Origin of the sequence: Nocardia fusca NBRC 14340, from assembly GCF_001618425.1 — a bacterium.
Classification (GTDB): domain Bacteria; phylum Actinomycetota; class Actinomycetes; order Mycobacteriales; family Mycobacteriaceae; genus Nocardia; species Nocardia fusca.
On the sequence record NZ_BDCU01000059.1, the window covers coordinates 45,506 to 64,439 of the forward strand.

Annotated in this window: 15 protein-coding genes; 9 read left to right on the forward strand and 6 right to left on the reverse strand. The window is 67.2% G+C overall.

Annotation, left to right across the window (positions count from 1 at the left end; genetic code table 11):
• The first annotated feature begins 55 nt into the window (after positions 1-55).
• The 5 genes from NF4_RS32970 to NF4_RS32990 all read left to right on the forward strand — a co-directional run bounded on the left by NF4_RS32970 (position 56) and on the right by NF4_RS32990 (position 7,256).
• A complete protein-coding gene (locus tag NF4_RS32970; RefSeq protein ID WP_063131315.1) occupies positions 56-1,795 on the forward strand; it encodes a sensor histidine kinase in 1,740 nt (579 codons plus the stop codon).
• Positions 1,796-1,977: 182 nt separating this feature from the next.
• On the forward strand, positions 1,978-3,069 hold the full coding sequence (locus NF4_RS32975; protein WP_063814779.1) for an Acg family FMN-binding oxidoreductase: 1,092 nt from the start codon (positions 1,978-1,980) through the stop codon (positions 3,067-3,069).
• Positions 3,066-3,968 (forward strand): universal stress protein, encoded by a 903-nt coding sequence (locus tag NF4_RS32980; RefSeq protein ID WP_063131316.1) that lies wholly within the window; start codon positions 3,066-3,068, stop codon positions 3,966-3,968. Before NF4_RS32975 ends, NF4_RS32980 begins: the two co-directional genes overlap by 4 nt.
• Before the next feature lie 57 nt (positions 3,969-4,025).
• A complete protein-coding gene (locus NF4_RS32985; protein WP_084533763.1) occupies positions 4,026-6,758 on the forward strand; it encodes a cation-translocating P-type ATPase in 2,733 nt (910 codons plus the stop codon).
• Between the two features lie 57 nt (positions 6,759-6,815).
• Entirely contained in the window at positions 6,816-7,256 is a 441-nt protein-coding gene (locus NF4_RS32990; protein WP_084533757.1) for an HIT domain-containing protein, read from the forward strand.
• A 191-nt stretch (positions 7,257-7,447) separates the two neighbouring features.
• Here the strand turns inward: NF4_RS32990 and NF4_RS32995 are convergent, their stop codons facing one another.
• Positions 7,448-8,437, reverse strand: coding sequence for an Acg family FMN-binding oxidoreductase (locus NF4_RS32995; RefSeq protein WP_063131317.1), 990 nt, complete (start codon positions 8,435-8,437; stop codon positions 7,448-7,450).
• 419 nt (positions 8,438-8,856) lie between these two features.
• Here NF4_RS32995 and NF4_RS33000 point away from each other — a divergent pair, with 419 nt between their 5' ends.
• The gene (locus tag NF4_RS33000; RefSeq protein WP_232330758.1) at positions 8,857-11,439 is read left to right on the forward strand and encodes a cation-translocating P-type ATPase; all 2,583 of its coding nucleotides are present in this window, start codon (positions 8,857-8,859) and stop codon (positions 11,437-11,439) included.
• Positions 11,440-11,509: 70 nt separating this feature from the next.
• Here NF4_RS33000 and NF4_RS33005 read toward each other — a convergent pair whose 3' ends face one another.
• Complete coding sequence (locus tag NF4_RS33005; RefSeq protein WP_063131318.1) at positions 11,510-12,079, reverse strand: CBS domain-containing protein; 570 nt, start codon at positions 12,077-12,079, stop codon at positions 11,510-11,512.
• 537 nt (positions 12,080-12,616) lie between these two features.
• Here NF4_RS33005 and NF4_RS38315 point away from each other — a divergent pair.
• On the forward strand, positions 12,617-12,847 hold the full coding sequence (locus NF4_RS38315; RefSeq protein ID WP_198165562.1) for a hypothetical protein: 231 nt from the start codon (positions 12,617-12,619) through the stop codon (positions 12,845-12,847).
• 614 nt (positions 12,848-13,461) lie between these two features.
• Here the strand turns inward: NF4_RS38315 and NF4_RS33015 are convergent.
• The 4 genes from NF4_RS33015 to NF4_RS33030 form a co-directional block, all read right to left on the reverse strand.
• Complete coding sequence (locus NF4_RS33015; protein ID WP_232330759.1) at positions 13,462-14,271, reverse strand: universal stress protein; 810 nt, start codon at positions 14,269-14,271, stop codon at positions 13,462-13,464.
• 144 nt (positions 14,272-14,415) lie between these two features.
• A complete protein-coding gene (locus NF4_RS33020; RefSeq protein WP_157120730.1) occupies positions 14,416-15,012 on the reverse strand; it encodes an Rv1733c family protein in 597 nt (198 codons plus the stop codon).
• Positions 15,013-15,171: 159 nt separating this feature from the next.
• Positions 15,172-15,963 (reverse strand): ABC transporter permease subunit, encoded by a 792-nt coding sequence (locus NF4_RS33025; RefSeq protein WP_063131321.1) that lies wholly within the window; start codon positions 15,961-15,963, stop codon positions 15,172-15,174.
• Positions 15,953-16,852, reverse strand: a complete 900-nt coding sequence (locus tag NF4_RS33030) for an ABC transporter ATP-binding protein (protein ID WP_063131322.1) — start codon at positions 16,850-16,852, stop codon at positions 15,953-15,955. Before NF4_RS33030 ends, NF4_RS33025 begins: the two co-directional genes overlap by 11 nt.
• Positions 16,853-16,993: 141 nt before the next feature.
• Between NF4_RS33030 and NF4_RS33035 the strand changes: the two genes are divergently transcribed.
• Both NF4_RS33035 and nhaA read left to right on the forward strand, forming a co-directional pair.
• Positions 16,994-17,416, forward strand: coding sequence for a GbsR/MarR family transcriptional regulator (locus NF4_RS33035; protein WP_084533765.1), 423 nt, complete (start codon positions 16,994-16,996; stop codon positions 17,414-17,416).
• 193 nt (positions 17,417-17,609) lie between these two features.
• Positions 17,610-18,920 (forward strand): Na+/H+ antiporter NhaA, encoded by a 1,311-nt coding sequence (gene nhaA, locus NF4_RS33040; protein WP_063131323.1) that lies wholly within the window; start codon positions 17,610-17,612, stop codon positions 18,918-18,920.
• The last annotated feature ends 14 nt before the right edge of the window (positions 18,921-18,934 follow it).

The window sequence follows — 18,934 nt, forward strand, 5'->3', positions numbered from 1 at the left end:
TGGTTGATGCCGCTCGCGCATTGGCCGGGGCCGGAGACGGTGGAAGAATGCAGTCATGAAGCGGCGGGTTTCCCCGACCAGCGATCGGCCAGCGGTCACCGAAACGCTGTCACAGCTGCGCCTGCGTGAACTACTCGACGAAGTGCAGGACCGAATCGCCCAGATCGTCGATGTACGCGACCGGATGGACCGCCTCATGGAGGCGATGCTGTCCATCACCGCGGGGCTCGATCTGGACGACACCCTGCGGTCCATCGTGCACACTGCCATCGAGCTGGTGGACGCCGGGTACGGCGCACTCGGCGTATACGGAACCGACAAGGCGAAAGATCAGTTGGCCCAGTTCATCTACGAAGGCATCGACGACCACACCCGCGTCCTGATCGGCGACCTCCCCCGCGGTCACGGGGTACTGGGACTACTGATCCAGGACCCCAGGCCCATCCGCCTCCCCAATATCTCGGGCCACCCCGCTTCCGTCGGCTTCCCACCGCACCATCCCCCCATGCACAGCTTCCTGGGGGTACCGGTGAAGGTCCGCGACGAAGTATTCGGCAACCTCTACCTCACCGAGAAGATCGGCGCCCAGGAGTTCACCGAGGACGACGAGGTCGTGGTGCAAGCACTCGCCGCGGCCGCCGGTATCGCCATCGAGAACGCCCGGCTCTACGAACGTTCACAGGCGCGCCACCGCTGGCTGGAAGCGACCCGGGACGTCGCCACCGACCTACTCGCGGGAGGCACACCCGAGGAAATCCTGGATCTCGTCACCGAACGAGCCCTGAAACTCACCGGAGCCGCCTGCACCTTCGTGGCACTCCCGGAAGATCCCGACCTGCCCTGCCGAGAGGTCGGTCAACTGTACATCGCCGCCGCCGCGGGCGAGCGAGCCGACGATCTGCGAGAGCAACGCCTCCCGCTGCACAGCTCCCGGGCCGACCAGGTGTTCCGGCACGGTCGTACGGTCGCCCTCGAACGCCTTCCCGACGACTTCCTACCGAATACGAACACCGATTGGGGACCCGCGCTCGTCCTTCCGCTCGTGGTCGGTGACGAGGTCATCGGGCTCCTCACCGCAGTACAGCCCGCCGGCAGCCGCCCCCTCGACCCCGCGGTCCAGGCCATGATGTCCGTGATCGCCAACCAGGCCGCGCTGGCCCTGCAGCTCGCGGAGACCCAGCAGCGGATGCGGGAGCTCGATGTGGTCGCCGACCGCGACCGGATCGCCCGCGATCTGCACGACCACGTCATTCAGCGGCTCTTCGCCGTCGGTCTGGGCCTCCAGGGCACCCTGCAGCGCACACGCAGCCCGGAAGTGAAAGCACGGCTGAGCGAAACGATCGAAGACCTGCAATCCATCGTGCAGGAGATCCGCCACTCGATCTTCGATCTGCACAGCAATGCGTCCGCGACATCGACCGATTACCGCAAGCACCTGTACAACATCGTCACCGAGCTGACCGCCGAAACGGATCTGCGCACCACCGTCCGACTCGCCGGGCCTCTCACTGTGCTGATGCCGCCGCTGTCCGACGATGTGGAAGCCGCACTACGCGAGGCGGTCAGCAACGTGGTCCGGCATGCGCACGCCACCACCCTTTCGGTCGAACTGCGCGTGAACGACGAGGTCGCACTCGAGGTCACCGACGACGGAATCGGCCTGGCGCCCGAGATCGACCGGCGCAGCGGGCTGGCCAATCTGACGGCCCGTGCGCAACGAGCGGGCGGCAGCTGCCGGATCACCGGGAATCCGACCGGAGGAACCGTCCTCCGCTGGAGTGCCCCTCTCCCCTGATAGCTCCGGAATCGGCAGACCGCGCGGTACCAGCCACGCCCACTCACCTCCGTGGTCGTGTGCGGCGACACCATATAGGGCAGATGGACCCGACCGGACAGGGCCGAAGGCCCGGCATTCCGCTGCCAGATCCGATCCGACGGACTCTGGCCGGTCACGGCGAGCGGAAACACACTGGGACTATGACCGGCCTCGACATTCCTGCTGCGGCGTCGCAACCGGATCGGGCCACGCTGCTCGCGGCCATGCGGATGGCGGCCCGTGCCCCCTCGGTGCACAACACCCAGCCGTGGCGGTGGATATACCGCGATCATCGCCTGAGCCTCTACCGCGACGACGAGCGCCTACTCGGCACTGCCGACCCCAACGGGAGACAGCTGGTGATCAGCTGCGGCACGATGTTGCACCACACCCGGACCGCCTTCGCCGCGGCCGGCTGGCGGACCGAGACCGTGCGCCTGCCCGACCCCGCCCGACCCGACCACCTGGCAACACTCACCTTCCGTCCGTTACCGGACGCACCCACCGCGCCGCGGAACCGCCCCGAAACCATCGAGCGACGCCGGACCGACCGCCTACCGCTGCGGGACCCGGGCGATCTGACCGGCCTAATCCGGTCGGCCCGGCTGCTCTCCCAGCGGTACGAGGTGATGCTCGACCTCCTCGACGCGGCCACAGCGGGGCGCCTGAGCGCGGCCTCCGAACAGGTGGCGGCACTACGCCACTACGACATTCCCTATCTGGCCGAACTGTACTGGTGGAGCGGCCACGAACAGATCCCCGAAGGGGTGCCTGCCGCCGCACTGGTCTCGGCGGACGAGGCGGCTCGGGTGCCGGCCGGTCGCGAGTTCCCTCTGTCCGGTGACACCTCGCGCCGAGCAGACCAACAGGATCGGGCCCGGCTCTGGGTACTCGCCACTGAGGACGACTCCGCCCTCGCCTGGTTGCGAACGGGCGAGGCGCTCTCGGAGATCCTGCTCGAATGCACGGCCGCGGGCCTGGCGACCTGCCCGTTGACACATATCACCGAACTGCCCACGACGCGGCGCATCGCCTCGAATGCGGCCGGCGGCCACGGCACCGCACAGGTGATCGTGCGGGTCGGGCTGGCACCGGGCCGCGAAGACCACCCACAGACTCCCCGTCGTCCGATATCCGATTTCCTCACCATCCACCCCGACACCTTCGCCGCGGGCAGTGGCGAAAGGCCGAATGTCTCCTCTGCCTGCTCTCCCACAGCCGAAGAACCGGGGCCGAAGGATTCGACCCGATGACCGGTACCGAAGACAGTGATCCGCCTCGCCCGATCGTCGTCGGTGTCGACGGCTCCGAGGCGTCGGCTCTCGCCGTGCGGTGGGCGAGCGAAACCGCCGCTCTGCACAGGTGCGGGCTGCATATCGTGCACGCATTCGACCTGGCCGGCGCCAGAGCTGTCCGCAATGTCTACGACACCATGGAGCCACCCGTCACCGAGGCGATCCGCCGGCGCGGCGATGACTTCCTCGAGGAGGCCCGGCAGACCGCACTCCGGATCGATCCCACGCTCACTGTCGAGACCGAACTCTCGGAGCTGGGCCCCGCGCACCTGCTCATCGACCGATCCGCTGTCGCCGGCCTGACCGCCATCGGCGCCACCGGGGAGGGGTCCACTACCGCTCACCTGGGCTCGACCCTGCTCGCGGTGGCAAGCCACGGTCACGGCAGGGTCGTTGTAGTACGCGGCACCGGCCATGCGGCAGATCGTCGCGAGGGGCCTGTGGTCGTGGGCCTCGACGGATCTCCGAGCAGCGATGCCGCCGCGGCCGCCGCCTTCGCCGAAGCCGACTTACGCCGGGCACCCCTGGTCGCGATCCATACCTGGCACGACTTGCGATTCCACTTGTTCGCCGGGATGCCGGAGATGATCAGCGACCCACCCGTTGCCGAAGCGGCCGAAGCCGAGTTGAACGAATGGCTGACTCCTTGGAGCGAGAAATATCCCGAGGTCGATGTCGGCCGGAGAACCTATCTGGCGGGACCCGGCCTGCATCTCATCCACTGGTCGGAGTCCGCGCGACTTGTCGTCGTCGGCAGCCGTGGCCGCGGCGGCTTCCGCGGCCTGCTCATGGGGTCCACGAGCAATATCGTCGTACAGCGCGCCCACTGCCCGGTCCTCGTCGCCCACGCGACCTGAATCGACAGCGTGGCCCACGTCGACGCACCGAAGCCGCCCCCAGACCGAGGCGGAGTGGTGGCCGGGCCCCGCCTCCGGCCACCGAGGAGATCCGGCTCCGCCGACGATCCGAGTGGAATCGACCCACGCGAACCCGTCACCGCTCTGATACGTGATCTGCGCACGACCCCGGACGGGCTGACGTCCCGCGAAGCGGCGCGCAGGCTCGATGTCTACGGCCCCAACGAACTGCCCATCCGCCGCGGGCAGTCCCGGTGGGTGGCGTTGGGCCGCCAGTTCAGCCATCCGCTCGCATTGCTCTTGTGGGTGGCATCGGCACTCGCCTTCGGCAGTGGGGCGGTGGCGCTCGGTATCGCGATCTTCGTCGTGATACTGCTCAATGCGGTACTCGCCTTCTGGCAGGAGAATCAGGCCGAACACGCCGTCCGTGCCCTTCGAGATTTCCTGCCCGAGCAGGTGTCGGCGCTGCGTGACGGGCAGCGGGTCCGAGTTCCGGCCGCGACCCTGGTGCGGGGTGACGTACTCCTGATCGAAGAAGGGGAACGAATTCCCGCCGACGCACGCCTGATCGCCGGAAACATCGACGTGGACATGTCCGCGCTCACCGGGGAATCCGAAGTACTGAATCGCAGTGCCGCCGAATCCGACCAGGCCGACCGCGCACTGGATTCTCCGGTACTGATCTTCAGCGGCACCGCATGCCTCGACGGTTCCGGCCGCGGGCTGGTGCACAGCACCGGCGTGCACACCGAGCTCGGCCGCATCGCGGCGCTGTCCCAGCACGTACACAAGGAGGAAAGTCCACTCGAACATCAGGTGCGGCGGGTCGCCTGGCTCATCGCCGCCGTAGCAGTGGGTGCCGGCGCAGCCTTCCTCCCGCTGGGTCTGCTCGCGGGTCTGTCCCTGAGCGCCGCATTCCTGTTCGCCATCGGCCTCCTGGTCGCGAACGTCCCGGAGGGGCTGTTGCCGACCATCACGCTCGCGCTCGCGGCCGGGGTCCGATCGATGGCGCGCCGCGGCGCGGTCGTCAAACGACTGTCCGCGGTGGAGACGCTCGGCTCCACCACGGTCATCTGCACCGATAAAACCGGCACGCTGACCATGAATGCGATGCGGGTCGCGGAGGTCACCGGCAGCCCGGCCGAGACCGCCGAGATCGTCGCCCGGTGCAGTACTGCCGAGATGGGGGCGCATGCCGGGGGCGACCCCATGGAGATCGCGCTCCTGCAATACGCCGCGGACCACGGCGACCCGGTACCCCCGGCACAGCGCGACGCCGGCCGCCTCGCGCTCAACGCCTTCGATTCGAGCCGGAAAATGATGTCCACCGTGGACACCGTGGACGAAACGCCCAGAGTTCACGTCAAGGGGGCCCCGGAGGCGATACTCCCGCGCTGTGCGCGCTGCCCGCCGGGAGTGACGCGAGAACAGGTCCAGGCGCAGGTCGACCAGCTCACCGGCCGAGGGCTGCGGGTGCTGGCAGTGGCCTGGCGGCCTTGGGATACCGGCAGCCCGTCCGACGCCGAGCACGTGGAGACGGACCTGCGCCTGGTGGGTCTCGTCGGCCTCCTCGATCCGCCGCGCCCGGAGGTACCCGACGCGGTGCGGGCCGTGCACGCTGCCGGGGTCCGGGTTCACGTCATCACCGGCGACAACGGCCGGACGGCTGCCGAGATCGCGCGGCGTGTCGGCCTCGGGGCGGACCGGATCGTCGACGGCGCCGAGCTCGACACGATGTCCGACGAGGAACTCGACACCATGCTCGCCGAACCCGGTGAGGTGGTGTTCGCCCGCGCCACCCCGGAGATGAAACTGCGCATCGCCGACGCCCTACGGCACAACGGGGAGGTCATCGCGATGACCGGCGACGGTGTCAACGACGCCCCCGCGCTGCGGCGCGCTGATATCGGGGTCGCGATGGGCCGGGGCGGCACCGACGTCGCCCGGGAAGCGGCCACGCTCATCCTCACCGACGACAACTTCGCGACGATCGTCACCGGAATCGAAGAAGGCCGCCGGGTTTTCGACAATGTACGGAAGTTCGTCCTCTACATCTTCGCCCACGCGGTCCCCGAAGTCGTGCCCTTCCTGCTGTTCGCGCTGTCCGGCGGCCTGATTCCACTACCGCTCACTGTTCTACAGATTCTCGCCATCGATCTCGGTACCGAGACGGTGCCCGCGCTGGCGCTCGGACGCGAACCCGCCGAACCGGGCCTGATGAGCCGGCCGCCGCGACCGCGCCGGGAAGGTGTCATCACCGGCCGGCTGCTGCTGCGTGCGTGGGCGCTGCTCGGGGTCGTCTCCGCGGTACTGGTGATCGGCGGATTCTTCGCCGTACTGTGCGAGTCCGGTTGGCGGCCGGGAGATCCGGTGGGGCCGGATTCGCCACTGAACCACGCCTACACCCAGGCGACCACGATGACATTCGCCGGTATCGTCGCCTGCCAGCTCGGCACCGCCTTCGCGGCCCGCACCGAATGGGCGTCATTGCGCTCTGTCGGTGTAGCCGGTAATCGCCTCTTGCTCATCGGCTGCGCGTTCGAGGTCGTTTTCACCGCCGCGCTCATCTACGCACCGCCCCTGCAGAACGTATTCGGCACCGCTGCGCTGGAGCCTTGGATGCTCGTCGTGATACTGCCGTTCCCCGTGGTGGTCTGGGGCGTCGACGAAGCCGTGCGATACCGGCGCCGACATAAGGAAGCGCGGCAGCGCCCGAGCAGGACCCCGGCCGACACAGAACTACCGATGAGGCCTCGGGCGGGCTCCGGCGGTCAGGACAGTGAATTGTGACGCCGTGTCTCGGCGAATCTCGATCTCACCTGGTGATTCGGAGGTCGGGCAGTACCGATGAAAATCGACATCACCGGCTTGGGTGTCGGCGGGCTACGTGGTTCGGCCGAGATCGGGGTATGTGATCGTAGAGTCGCTGGGGTGAGGGACAAAGATTGGTATTGCGACAAGGTAATTCCCCGGCTGGTCGAGGTGGATGTCGTGATCGAGACGGACCAGGTTCTGGCCTTCCGGCCACCTGATCCCGGTTTCGGTGTCGAGCACGTGATCGTGGTGCCAAAGAAGCACGTTCGTTCTTTGCTGGAGCTGGATCCGGTGTTGGGAGCACGCTTGCTGGAGGTCGTCCAAGCCGTTGCTCGGCAGGTCGTGAGTGAGCACGGCGGTTGTCAGGTCCTGACGACTCTCGGCGACGAGCAACACAACAGGCACCTGCATATGCATGTGGCCGCCGGAGCGGGCGTGGCGAGATTCGTGACTCGCAGCGAACTGCGGGAGTAGGCCCAGATGGACCCAAGACCAAGCACACCGATCCTTGCACCGCAACCAAGATCACGACGTCAAAATTCGCCGATACGCACATCTTCCGATCTCGACCGACGTCCGCATCCACCGATGAGTGACATCAGAGCTGGCCGAAAGACCGACTCCGGAAAGGAGCGCGGAGCGTTCAGCCGATCCGAGTTGGTCGGTCAGGTGGTTGTCATGGAGAGAATATCGCGAAGAGGCAACCGGGGAGTCCGCTCTACGGGGTGGTCCTGCAGCGGTGGGGCACCGACCCTGACCAGGACTTGCGGTAGCCGGTGCTCGCCGCCGATCAGTTCCCGGACCACCTCGCGGCTGCGTGGTACCTCGGTCAGATGAGTGAGCGGACAGGTCGCGTATCCGGCGAGCGTCGATTCCAGCAGCACCGTCGACAGCACCTCACCACAGCGGACCACCTCGTCGTGGCTGTCGGAGGTGGTGGACAATGCCAGTATGGCGGCGCGGTCGATCTCGCCGTCCTCCTCCTGTTCGGATTCGGCCTCGCGGGCCGGGAACTGCCGGCCGACGCCCACCCGCTCCTGTTCACCGGAGGACGCCAGCGCGCTTCGGGGAACTCCCGCCGCGCTGATCACATGTCCGGTCCACCAATGCAATTCGGCGTGATATCCCGAGTCGTAGCGGCGTAGTGCCGCTGTCATCCGCGCGGCGTGCGCCAGCGTGGCCCGGCTGTCCTCGGGCAGCACATCCACAACAGCGTCGTAGGGATCGACAGTGGATCTCAGCACTGTTTCGAAATCGGACCAGCCTTCGGGCTCGCCGAACGGCCTCCGGTCGGTGTAGCGCCGGTTGATCACCTCACTGCGGGCGAGTTCTGCCTCGGTGACGACCGTCGAGCGGTGGAAAGTGATGTTCACCAAGTGATTCCGTTCATTCGGGTCGGGGAAGCGGGCGATCGACAGCCGCCACCCCGCCGCCGCCATCGCCGCCCGTAGATGCGCCAGGGCGGCGCCGCAGCTGATCAGCATCTGCCGGCCGCTGGGATCTGTCGTCGGCAGCATCCGTTCGGGCACGGCGTGCAGGCGCAATACCCGGCCGTCGTATCGCCACAGCCAGGGCTGGCTGTTGTGCAGCGAGGGAGCCCTCCCGGCGAGGAGCACCGCCCGTTCGACCGTCGTATCATTGGGCCCTTCTGTCATGGTCACGACGCTATACAGAGCTGGGCAGACCGCCAGGAGTCTTTGGTCCCTGATCCACATGCCGGTAGCCCACGGCGGCGCCGGATGGGGCAGACCGCAACCGATCGGGGGATCGTTCGCGGCAGGAACCCGGCGAACTTCTCAGGGCATCGAACGCGAGCCGGCCGGGTCGATGGTCCCGTGGTCCGGGGACCCACGACCCTGCTCGGTCACTCGGGAACGGGCGAGACTCGAACCATGACTTCCGACGCCCGCCGAGTGGCCGGCAGATGCATGCATCGTCCACCCTGATCGGTCCGCAAACCCGAAAGAGGTCCGGCCGGTCGAGCACACGAGAAGACCGCCGACCTTCTTGAATATCCCGGGCAGTAGCCGGGATGACCAGGCGAAAGCCGGCGGCACGCGGGAGGTGACGACACGTGGCACTGAGCGAGAGCCACCCGGCGCAGCAAGCCGAAGGATTGACAACTGCGCAGGCAGCCGGCCGATTGGCGACCGATGGGCCGAATGTGCTGCCTCAGCGGCCGCCCACCCGGCTGTGGCAGCGAGTGCTGACCCAATTGCGGGATCCGCTGATCATCGTGCTCTTGATCGCCGCGGCATTGACCCTAGTGACCGGCGACTGGGCGGATATGGCGGTCATCTCGATGGTGGTGGTCGTCAACACGCTTGTCGGCGTCGTCCAGGAGGTCCGGGCCGACCACGCGATTTCGGCGCTCACGGAACTGACCGCGCCCGCTGCCAGAGTGGTGCGCGACGGCGTGCAACGCGAAATACCCGCCGCCGAGGTGGTCGTCGGCGATCTTCTCGTCCTCGGCGAAGGCGACATCCTGGCGGCGGACGCCGCCGCCTGCGAGTCGGAAGCACTCGCGATCGACGAGTCGGCGGTAACGGGCGAATCGGTACCGGTGGACAAGAACACCACCACGGAAGCCGGCCTGGCGGCGGGCACCGTCGTGGTGCGGGGACGCGGCCGAGCCGTGGTCACCGCAGTCGGAGCAGCGAGCGCGACCGGCCGGATCGCCTACCTGCTGGACCAGCGTCACGGCTCGACGCCGCTACAACGCAGGCTGACCGATTTCGGCCGGATACTGGCCGGGGTCGTGGTGGCCCTGTGTGCGGTCGTGCTCGTCCTGGGTCTGTTCCGGGGTCAACCGGTCGAGTTGATGGTGGTGACCGCGATCAGCCTCGCGGTCGCGGCCGTTCCCGAATCACTGCCCGCCGTGGTCACGCTCGCCCTGGCACTCGGTGCGCGACGGATGGCGCTGCGGCGGGCACTCGTCCGGCATCTGCCCGCCGTGGAGACGCTGGGATCGGTGACGGTGCTGGCGACCGACAAAACAGGCACCCTCACCGAAGGACGGATGGCGGCGCGCCGTATATGGACACCAGAGGTGGAGGCCTCCGTCACCGGTACCGGCTACGCACCGACGGGTGTCGTCACCGTGGCAGACCGCCCGCTGCGGCCCGGAGACCAGCCGGCGATCACGGCAGTACTGGCTGCGGGCGCCCTGTGCAACGATGCACGGCTGTCCCCTCCCACCGACACCGAGGCCACCGAATGGACCGCACTGGGCGATCCGACCGAACTCGCCTTACTCGCCGCCGCCATGAAACTCCACCTCGACACCGACGGCCTGCGGGCCCGGATGCCCCGGGTAGCCGAGCGTCCATTCGACAGCGACCGCAAGCGAATGTCGACAGCCCATCGGCACACCGACGGCACGTACCGGATCGTCTGCAAGGGCGCGCCGGAGGCGATACTCACCGCGGCGGTGCTCGACGACGATCCGGCGTTGCCGGCGCAGGCAGCCGAGCAGGCAGAACAGTGGGCACAGGAAGGTTTCCGGGTCTTGGCGGTGGCACAAACCGATCGGGAGACCCCGCCACGCTCCGGTGATAAAGACATGGAACAGCACCTGCGCCTGCTCGGCCTGATCGCGATCTACGACCCGCCACGGATCGCGGCAGCGGCCACCGTCGCAGCATGCGGCCGGGCCGGCATCCGTCCGGTGCTCATCACCGGTGATCACGCGGGCACGGCGCGCGCGATCGCTACCCGACTCGGCATCCTCCGCCCCGGCGAGCCGGTGATCGACTGCCGTCGCGAGGTCGGCGACCCGGATATGGTCACCAGCCCGGTATTCGCTCGAACCTCGCCGGGGCAGAAGTTGAACATCATCGAAGCTTTGCAGCAATCCGGGCAAGTCGTGGCCATGACCGGAGATGGAGTCAACGACGGTCCCGCGCTGCAGCGGGCCGATATCGGGATAGCGATGGGTGGGCGCGGCACCGAAGTCGCCCGCCAGGCCGCCGACCTCGTGCTCGCGGACGACAATCTCGATACTGTCGTCGTCGCGGTGGAAGAAGGCCGCAGGGTCTACGACAACATCCGCAGGTTCCTCGTCTACGGCCTGGCCGGTGGCGCGGCCGAGATCGCCGTCATGTTGATCGGGCCGTTCTTCGGGCTCGGACTCCCGCTGCTCCCGGCCCAGATCCTGTGGATCAACCTGCTCACTCACGGCCTGCCCGGCGTAGCGCTGGGCGGGGAGCCTGCCGAACCGGACGCGATGAACCGGCGGCCGCGCCCGCCCACCGAAAGCATTCTGGGCGGTGGTCTGTGGCAACGCGTGCTGCGCATCGCCGTCGTCCTCACCGCGGTGACTATCGGCGTCGCCATATGGGCCGCGGCCACCGGGCGGCCGTGGCAGAGCATGGCATTCCTGGCGCTGGGCATGACCCAGCTCGGCGCGGCACTGGGTTCCCGCACCAGGGCCCGTTCGCTGGACAATCCGCTGTTGCTGGTAGCTGTCGCCGGCGCGATGCTGCTGCAGCTGGCGGGCCTGTACGTGCCGTTCCTGCGCGACGTTCTCGGTACCGAGAAACTGGCGCTACCCGACCTGCTGACGGTGTGCGCGATCTCCGTTCTCGGCTATATCGCGGTACGACTGGATCGCTTCCTGCATCCGCCGCGGCACCGCCCGGTCGAGGCGACTTCATAGGGCAGAACCGCAGAATCGACGACACCGGACACGCTGGTGCCACGGAGAGACCTGATGAGCACTGACCGGACTAGAGTGCCGCGGTGTCCACGATCTGCACGTCCTCGACTCCCGCGATCGTCCGCGTCATAGCCGCCAGGACGCGCTGTTCGGTCTCGTCGGCGCAGATACCCCGAATCGTGACCGTATTGCCGGCGACCTCGACATCCCATTGGCGGTGGCTGCCGGAGTAGTCGTCGAGCAGCGAACACACCCGCGATTCGATCGCCTGCTCGTCGCGTGCCAGCGCCCGCAGCAGATCACGGCGGGACACGATGCCGACCAGCACCCCGGCCTCCACCACCGGCAGCGACCGGCGATGGTGGTCGAGGATGACCTTCACTATTTCCGGTACCTCGGCGGTGGGGCCGACCACCTGCACCGGTGTGCGCATGGCGACCCCGACCACGCTGCCTTCGCGACCGGATTCGATCGCCGCCATCGCATCCGACTCTGACAAAATCCCCACGACCCGTTCGCCGTCGTCGACAACGGGCAGGGCAGCGAATCCGTGGCCGGTCAGCAACGCGACGGCTTCCGACAGCGGGGTGTCACGGCGGACCGTGACGACTGGGCGGCTGAGAATATCTCGTGCACGCATTCCTGATCACCTCGTGTACCTGTGCGGGCCGAATCGAACGCGCCGGGCGCCATGACATCCGCTCTATTTCGAGCGTCGTCGGGTTCCCGCTCCTTACCAGGCTCGGCGCCGTCGCTCGCTGCCACCAGTGCACAACTGCCGTTTCGTGGGGACCAAAGTCATTTCTCGACAACGTCCGGTGCCGCTGCGAGAAGGACCCGCGAGTCCGCGGCCGGGGCACATTCAGATGCTGCTGCCGAGTCGGTCACACCAGCTTCGGGCCGTCGCCCCGCGGGGGGGATTTCGGCCGGCCGGGCCCGGGACCGGAGGCCGACGATCACCCGCACAGGCGGTTCCGGTGCTCGAGCGATCCCCGTCGGATATCGGTGCGTGTGCAGCACCGGCCCGGTGGTTTCTCGGGTCGCCGGCTTATCACTGCACCGGACAGCGAGGCGAAGATGCTCAGGAGCGAAAACAGGGACGAGATAGGCGCCGGTGATGGGGGCTGCGACCGCACCGCGGAGGGTCGCCCCGAGTACCGCTACGACGAAGACGAACATGGTGGCCGGTGACCCGCTGCTGCTCAGCGACTGGGCCACGGCGACGAAGACCGCCGCTCCCATGATCCAGGCCACGGCATTCGCCCATATCCAGAGCGCCGCCTCATCCGACCAATGCCGCAGAACGCACCACTGGGCGGTTCCGAGCGCGAACGCCATCACCAACATCCCCGAGGCCACCACTGGGACCTGGGTGAAGACCGGCCAGGTCGCAACCTTCGCCCCGTGAACGATGGCCAGCAGAATCACCGCCCACTCGACGACAGCGGCTGCCGCCGTGGCCAGGATCCAATCCCTGACCACTAGCGACCCCAACCGGCGGCGCAGTACGCGCGCCTGGAAGCACGCCAGCCCGGCGCCGCCCACCATTGCCGCGAACAGTAGGACAGCAGCCGCCTTCCAGTGAGATAGGTCCGGCGCCGACAGACAGACCACAACCGGAAGCGCCCATGCGGCGGCAGCTCCGATCGTCGTCGCGGCGACCCAGCGCCGACGCAGATCCCGGGACGCCGCACCGACCGTGGACGGCAGCAGAGGCGTCCCAGTCAGGGGCTCCTGACCAAAGGGCTCCTGACGGTTGCTGCGCTGCTCGATCGTTGCCATGTGCTGTCCCAGGTCGATGCGAAATGATCCGTACCCGATACTTCGCCCGAAACTCCGATCAGCACAGAAACCAAAGTCACCGTTCACAACGCCGGACGGACCCGCACCGCGGGAGTGACTCGCATCTCATGAGGGACCTTGGTCCCGATACGAGCGACATGTAGGTCCGGCTCCTCATTCGAGTGGCCGAGCGGGCCCCGCCCCCGAATGCAGCCCGGCGACGGCAGCACCGAAGGCGGTTCAGCCGCGATAGGCGGACCGTACGACGAGCATCGGCACTTCCACCGTGTGCAGCAGCGTATTACTGGTCGAGCCGAGGACCATGCTGGAGAATCCGCCGCGGCCGTGGCTGCCCACAACCAGCAACTGGGCCTCCTCGGATTCTTCGAGCAGGGAACGCACGGGCCTGTTCACCGTCACCACCGACCGCACCCGGACGTCGGGATAGCGTTCCGGGTACTCGCCCAGGCTCCGAGTCAGCACCGCGCGAGCAGGTTCTTCCCACCCCTCGACCGAAACATCCAGACTGCTGGTATCGGTCCAGGCGTGCACCGCGACCAGGTCCACTTTCCTGCGGGTAGCTTCGTCGAAGGCCAGTGCTGTTGCGGGCCTGCTGTTCGCGGTGCCGTCGACACCCACCACCACCGGCTTGGTGACCGATACCGGGTCCAGCGCGGACAGCGTGTGGACGACAGCCACCGGGCAGTGGGCGTGATGCGTGGTGGCGGTACTCACCGACCCGAGAAGCCCACGCTGGAACGCACCCATTCCACGGCTGCCCACAACCAGCATCTGGGCATGTGCGGATCTCGCGATGAGAGCCGGTGCGATGAGTTCGAAAGTCAGTTCCGTCGTGACCACTGGTTCGGATCCCGAAGAAGCTGCCCGTGCTGTCCGGGCGGCTTCGGCCAGAATCTGCTCGCCCTCATGGCCGAGCCGGCGCCGATCGGCCGGGGCGGGCGCTGTATCGGGATCGTAGCCTCCGGGTATCCCATCGACGTGATGATATGGAGTGCGCAGCCGCGCAGAACAGCCTCGGCGGACGCCCACGCCACCGCTCGGCAGGCACTGGTCGAACCGTCGGCGGCCGCCAGTATCGTCTGCTCCGCTGCGGTATCCGGGTTGTTGTCGCTGGGCATGGGGAATCCTTCCGACCGGAACACCGGCGCCCTCGGGGACGAGTCCCGCTGCATGTCAGGGTGAGTTCTCGGCGATGCCGGTGGCGGCGCGCCACTCTGTATCCCACTGCTTGTCCCTGCGCCGGGACAGCAGCCACGACACCACGCACACCGTGCACCAGGCACCCGAAGTGCCGAGCAGAAGAACCGTGACCGCGGTGGTGACACCGGTCGTTGCCGCAACATCGGGATTCCGGGGTGGGTCGGCCCGAGTGCCGTGCTCGTCGATCCAGACCGCGATCCGGTCACCGGCCAGGGCCGTGGCAGGCACGGGCACCTCCGCTTCGCCGCTGCGGCCGTTGCTCTTCCAGGCAACTCGCGCTTCCCCGGAATGCACACCGGTCGCCACGGGCTCACTCACGATCTCTGCCTCGACGGCGGATCTCGTCGCATGTTCGATCCGCACGGCCGCTGCTGTATCGGTGTAGGAGGTGGTGCCCAGCGCTCCCGCGACCGGGACCAGCAGCGCCACCGCGATCACCGCGGCCATCCGGAGGACGGTTTCGAAGCGATCGCACGGGCGCATCAGCATGCTCGGATTGCTTGGTCGCAGCGCCCAGATCCGAGTGAGTGCCGCCCACGGTATGGGTGCCATCGGCGCGGGTTCCGGCATCACGAACACCTCTTCCGGCTCGGACTACGAATCGAGTCTCGCGTGTCGAGGCGGTACGGGTCAGAGAAGAAAGTCACTTCCCCGACGGGCCGATGACCTCGGCCGGACACCACGCGCCGATGCCCCGCGAACCTCGGGTCGGGGGCATCGGCGTTTCGGTCAGGAGCGCAGATCTCGCTGATCGAACCGCAGGAATCCGCACGCGACCATGGCTGCCGAAGCCGCAGCGAGGATGCTCGCGTCGGCCCATTGCATTCCGTGCCGCAGGGGTTCGCCGCCGATGTAGTAGTGGAACGGCGACAGGTACTTCAGCCAATCGGCTCCGATCACCCCGGCGAGGTTTCCCGCGATGTAGGTGAGCACACCGATACCCACCGAGATACCCAGTACCTGGCCGCGTTGGCCGAGCGCGGCACCCAACCCGATGGCCAGCGCACCGAAAGTGATGCCCAGCAGCGCCAAATGTACGCACTGGGCCGCGAATTCGCCGATTCCGATCGACTCGAGATCGGCCGTGGAGCGCACCGCGAGCATGCCGAGAAATACCAGTAAGGCGATCGCGTTAGCACCGGTGACCAGGCCGGCGAAACGTTGTACGGCGAGCGGGATGCGGCCGACCGGGTGGGCGAGGAGCAGGTCCAGGTAGCCGGTTTCCTCGTCCCCGGCGACGGCCCGGGCACCGAAGGTCACGCCGAAGGCCATCACCAACAGCGGAAGCAGCAAACCGAAAACGGTGGAGCCCAGATACCCTGCGGCCGAGCTCATATCGTCCATCCGCAAGGCCTCGCGCATCGCTTCGGGGTAGGTCCGCACGGTTTCGGCCATACCGCCTTCGGAGACCTGCGGGTAGAAAGCGGCATACATCAATCCGATCACTGCCGTGCCGATCGACCAGGCGAGCAGACCGCGACGGTTGTCGACAAGGGTTCGGGTGTAGATATCAGGCAGCATCGGCTTCTCCGGTGTAGTAGCTGTAAAACAGATCTTCGAGTGCGGGCTCGGTGACCAGCAGTCCCGCGACGTGGTGCCCGGCGAGGGCGCGCAGCAGAGCGTCCGGACTGCCTGTCACCTGGCAGCGCAGAGTCATGCCCTCGGTCCGGACCTCGGCGACACCGGCCAGCGTGGTGAATTCGGCCGGATCGACCGGCCGGGTGAAGGTGACCTCGACGGCGCGGACGGCGTCAACGCGCAGACCCGCGACGGTGTCGAGGGCGACGAGGCGGCCTTCGCGGATGATGGCGACCCGGTCCGCGACCGCTTCGACTTCGCTCATGATGTGGCTGGACATGAAAACCGTCTGCCCGGCGGCCGCGGCTTCGGCGACCATGTCCAGGAAGGTCTGCTGGGCCAGGGGATCCAGCCCCGAGGTGGGCTCGTCCAAGATGAGCAGCTCGGGTTCGTGCATGAACGCCTGCACCAGCCCGACCTTCTGCCGGTTGCCCTTCGACAAGGCCGAGATCTGTTTGTGCTGATCCAACTCCAGCCGCTCACACAACGCATCGATGCGGTCTGCGCCCGATCCGCTCCGCAAGGCGGCAAGAAACCGCAGCGCCGCGCCGACGCGCTGCCGACCAGGAGCGACGAAATCACCGGCGAGATAACCGATCCGCGCATGTAGCGCGACGGCGTCGGCGCGCGGGTCCAGTCCGAGCACCCGGGCCGTGCCGCTGGTGGGCCGGATCAGGTCCAGCAGCAATCGGATCGTGGTGGATTTCCCGGCGCCGTTGGGACCCAGATAGCCGAACACCTCCCCTTGTTCCACCGATAGAGACAGTTCGGTCAGACCTCGTGCCGAGCCGTAGGTCTTCGTGAGCCCGTTCAGCTCGATTGCTTTCACCATAGGACAGAAAGTATCGAACTTTCAAAGTTTTGTAAATATTCAGAATATTCGCAGTTCTGGTACCTTCGCGGTGTGGGAACCAACGAGCGATTGCGAGATGCGGCAGAGAAACTGGCCCTGACCCTGTCGGCGGGTGGCGGGATGCAACGTTCGACCGCGCGCGTACTGACAGCGCTGCTCTACACCGAGCAGGACACAATGACCGCCGCCGACCTGTGCGCGGAACTGTCGATCAGTTCCGGGGCGGTCTCTACCGCGATAAAGCACCTGATACCGGTCGGGCTGATCGAACGCGTACCCGCGCCGGGCAGTCGCCGCGATCACTACCGGTTCCGCAGCGGCGCGTGGGCGGCATTGATGTCGCAGCAGAACATGCTGCTGGCCACCATGCGCGATTCGGCCCAGGAAGGCATAGACGCCACCAGCGCGGACACCGTCACCGCCCGGCGCCTGCACGAAATGCAGGACTTCTACACCTTCATGCTCAACGAACTGGTCCCGTTGATCGACCGATGGCGCGAGCAATACACCGCTGACCATCCTTCCCCGGATACCTCGCTGTAGCCCGCGAGCCTCGGGAATTGCAGCGCCCGAGCCGTAGGAAGGAGTGGTTCGGTCCACTGGAGTCACGAACCCGCGGTTTGCGTTTCCAGCGGTCTTTACGGCATCTTTACAGTAGGAGAGCCGGGAAGTCTGGTCGGCGTACCCGGTCCGATTGCGGGCCGGGGTCGATGCCGACGAAAGATGACACGCGCTGATGAGCTCGCCCCGGCCCCGCCCCTCACTCTTCGCCCGAGGTTCCTGGCCGGAGACCCGGCGGATCACGGCGATCCTACGCACCGAGACCGCCGGTGGTGTGCTCCTGATCATCGCCGCGGCGATCGGACTAATCTGGGCCAACACTCCCTGGTCGAACGCCTACGAAGCGCTACGCGATTTCCAGGTGGGCCCGGCGGGCCTGCATCTGAACCTCTCGCTGGAGACCTGGGCCGCCGACGGCCTGCTCGCGGTGTTCTTCTTCGTCGTCGGACTCGAACTCAAACGCGAATTCGTCGCCGGGGACCTGCGCGACCCCCGCCGCGCGGCACTACCGGTCGTGGCAGCAATCGGCGGGATGGTCGGCCCGGCATTGATCTTCCTCGCGTTCAACCTCGGCAACGGCGACGCCGTGCAGGGCTGGGCGATCCCCACCGCCACCGATATCGCCTTCGCCCTGGCCGTCCTCGCGGTCGTCAGTTCTCATCTGCCCACCGCGCTACGTACTTTCCTGCTCACACTCGCTGTGGTCGACGATCTTCTCGCGGTGACGGTGATCGCGATCTTCTACACCGACGAACTGCATCTGCCCTACCTGGGACTGGCCGCGCTACCCCTCGCCGCCTTCACCTTCGCGGTCCAGCGCCGGATCCGCTCGCCGTGGCTGCTGATACCGCTGGCGTCGGCGGCCTGGTGGCTGGTACACCAATCCGGAGTCCACGCCACCGTCGCCGGGGTCTTGCTGGGTTTCGCTGTGCCCGTTCTCACCACCCGATCCGGGGTCGGTGATCCGTCGGCGCACGACCCGGGGTTGGCCGAGTGGTTCGAGCACCGGATCCGGCCGTTCTCCGCCGGGTTCGCGGTGCCGGTGTTCGCGTTCTTCGCCGCCGGGGTGACCATCGGCGGGCTCGACGGGTTGGTCGATTCGCTCACCGACCGGGTCACCCTCGGCGTCATCGTCGGTCTGGTGGCCGGTAAGGCATTCGGCATTCTGCTCACGACCTTCCTGACCGCGAAACTCACGCGCGCCGAACTGGACTCCGACCTGAGCTGGATCGACGTCACCGGAGTCGCATTGCTCGGCGGGATCGGATTCACGGTCTCACTGCTGATCGGGGAACTGGCATTCGCCGACCAACCCCGCTGGGAAGACCACGTCCGCATCGGGGTCCTCGTCGGCACCCTGACCGCCGCACTCCTGGCCACCATCGTGCTACGCCTGCGAAACCGCGTCTACCGCCGCATCGCCGAAGAAGGAGCCCGCGACGACGACAACGACGGCATTCCCGACATCTACCAACAGGGGTCCTGATCATGCCGTCAGCT

Coding starts and splice junctions, on each gene's coding strand:
- NF4_RS38315 (WP_198165562.1), top strand. CDS start 12,617: ATGGTGGCCGGTGACCCGCTGCTGCTCAGCGACTGGGCCACGGCGACG.
- NF4_RS33035 (WP_084533765.1), top strand. CDS start 16,994: ATGCAACGTTCGACCGCGCGCGTACTGACAGCGCTGCTCTACACCGAG.
- NF4_RS32975 (WP_063814779.1), top strand. CDS start 1,978: ATGACCGGCCTCGACATTCCTGCTGCGGCGTCGCAACCGGATCGGGCC.
- NF4_RS32995 (WP_063131317.1), bottom strand. CDS start 8,437: ATGACAGAAGGGCCCAATGATACGACGGTCGAACGGGCGGTGCTCCTC.
- NF4_RS32990 (WP_084533757.1), top strand. CDS start 6,816: ATGAAAATCGACATCACCGGCTTGGGTGTCGGCGGGCTACGTGGTTCG.
- NF4_RS33005 (WP_063131318.1), bottom strand. CDS start 12,079: ATGCGTGCACGAGATATTCTCAGCCGCCCAGTCGTCACGGTCCGCCGT.
- NF4_RS33025 (WP_063131321.1), bottom strand. CDS start 15,963: ATGCTGCCTGATATCTACACCCGAACCCTTGTCGACAACCGTCGCGGT.
- NF4_RS32970 (WP_063131315.1), top strand. CDS start 56: ATGAAGCGGCGGGTTTCCCCGACCAGCGATCGGCCAGCGGTCACCGAA.
- nhaA (WP_063131323.1), top strand. CDS start 17,610: ATGAGCTCGCCCCGGCCCCGCCCCTCACTCTTCGCCCGAGGTTCCTGG.
- NF4_RS32980 (WP_063131316.1), top strand. CDS start 3,066: ATGACCGGTACCGAAGACAGTGATCCGCCTCGCCCGATCGTCGTCGGT.
- NF4_RS33020 (WP_157120730.1), bottom strand. CDS start 15,012: ATGCCGGAACCCGCGCCGATGGCACCCATACCGTGGGCGGCACTCACT.
- NF4_RS33030 (WP_063131322.1), bottom strand. CDS start 16,852: ATGGTGAAAGCAATCGAGCTGAACGGGCTCACGAAGACCTACGGCTCG.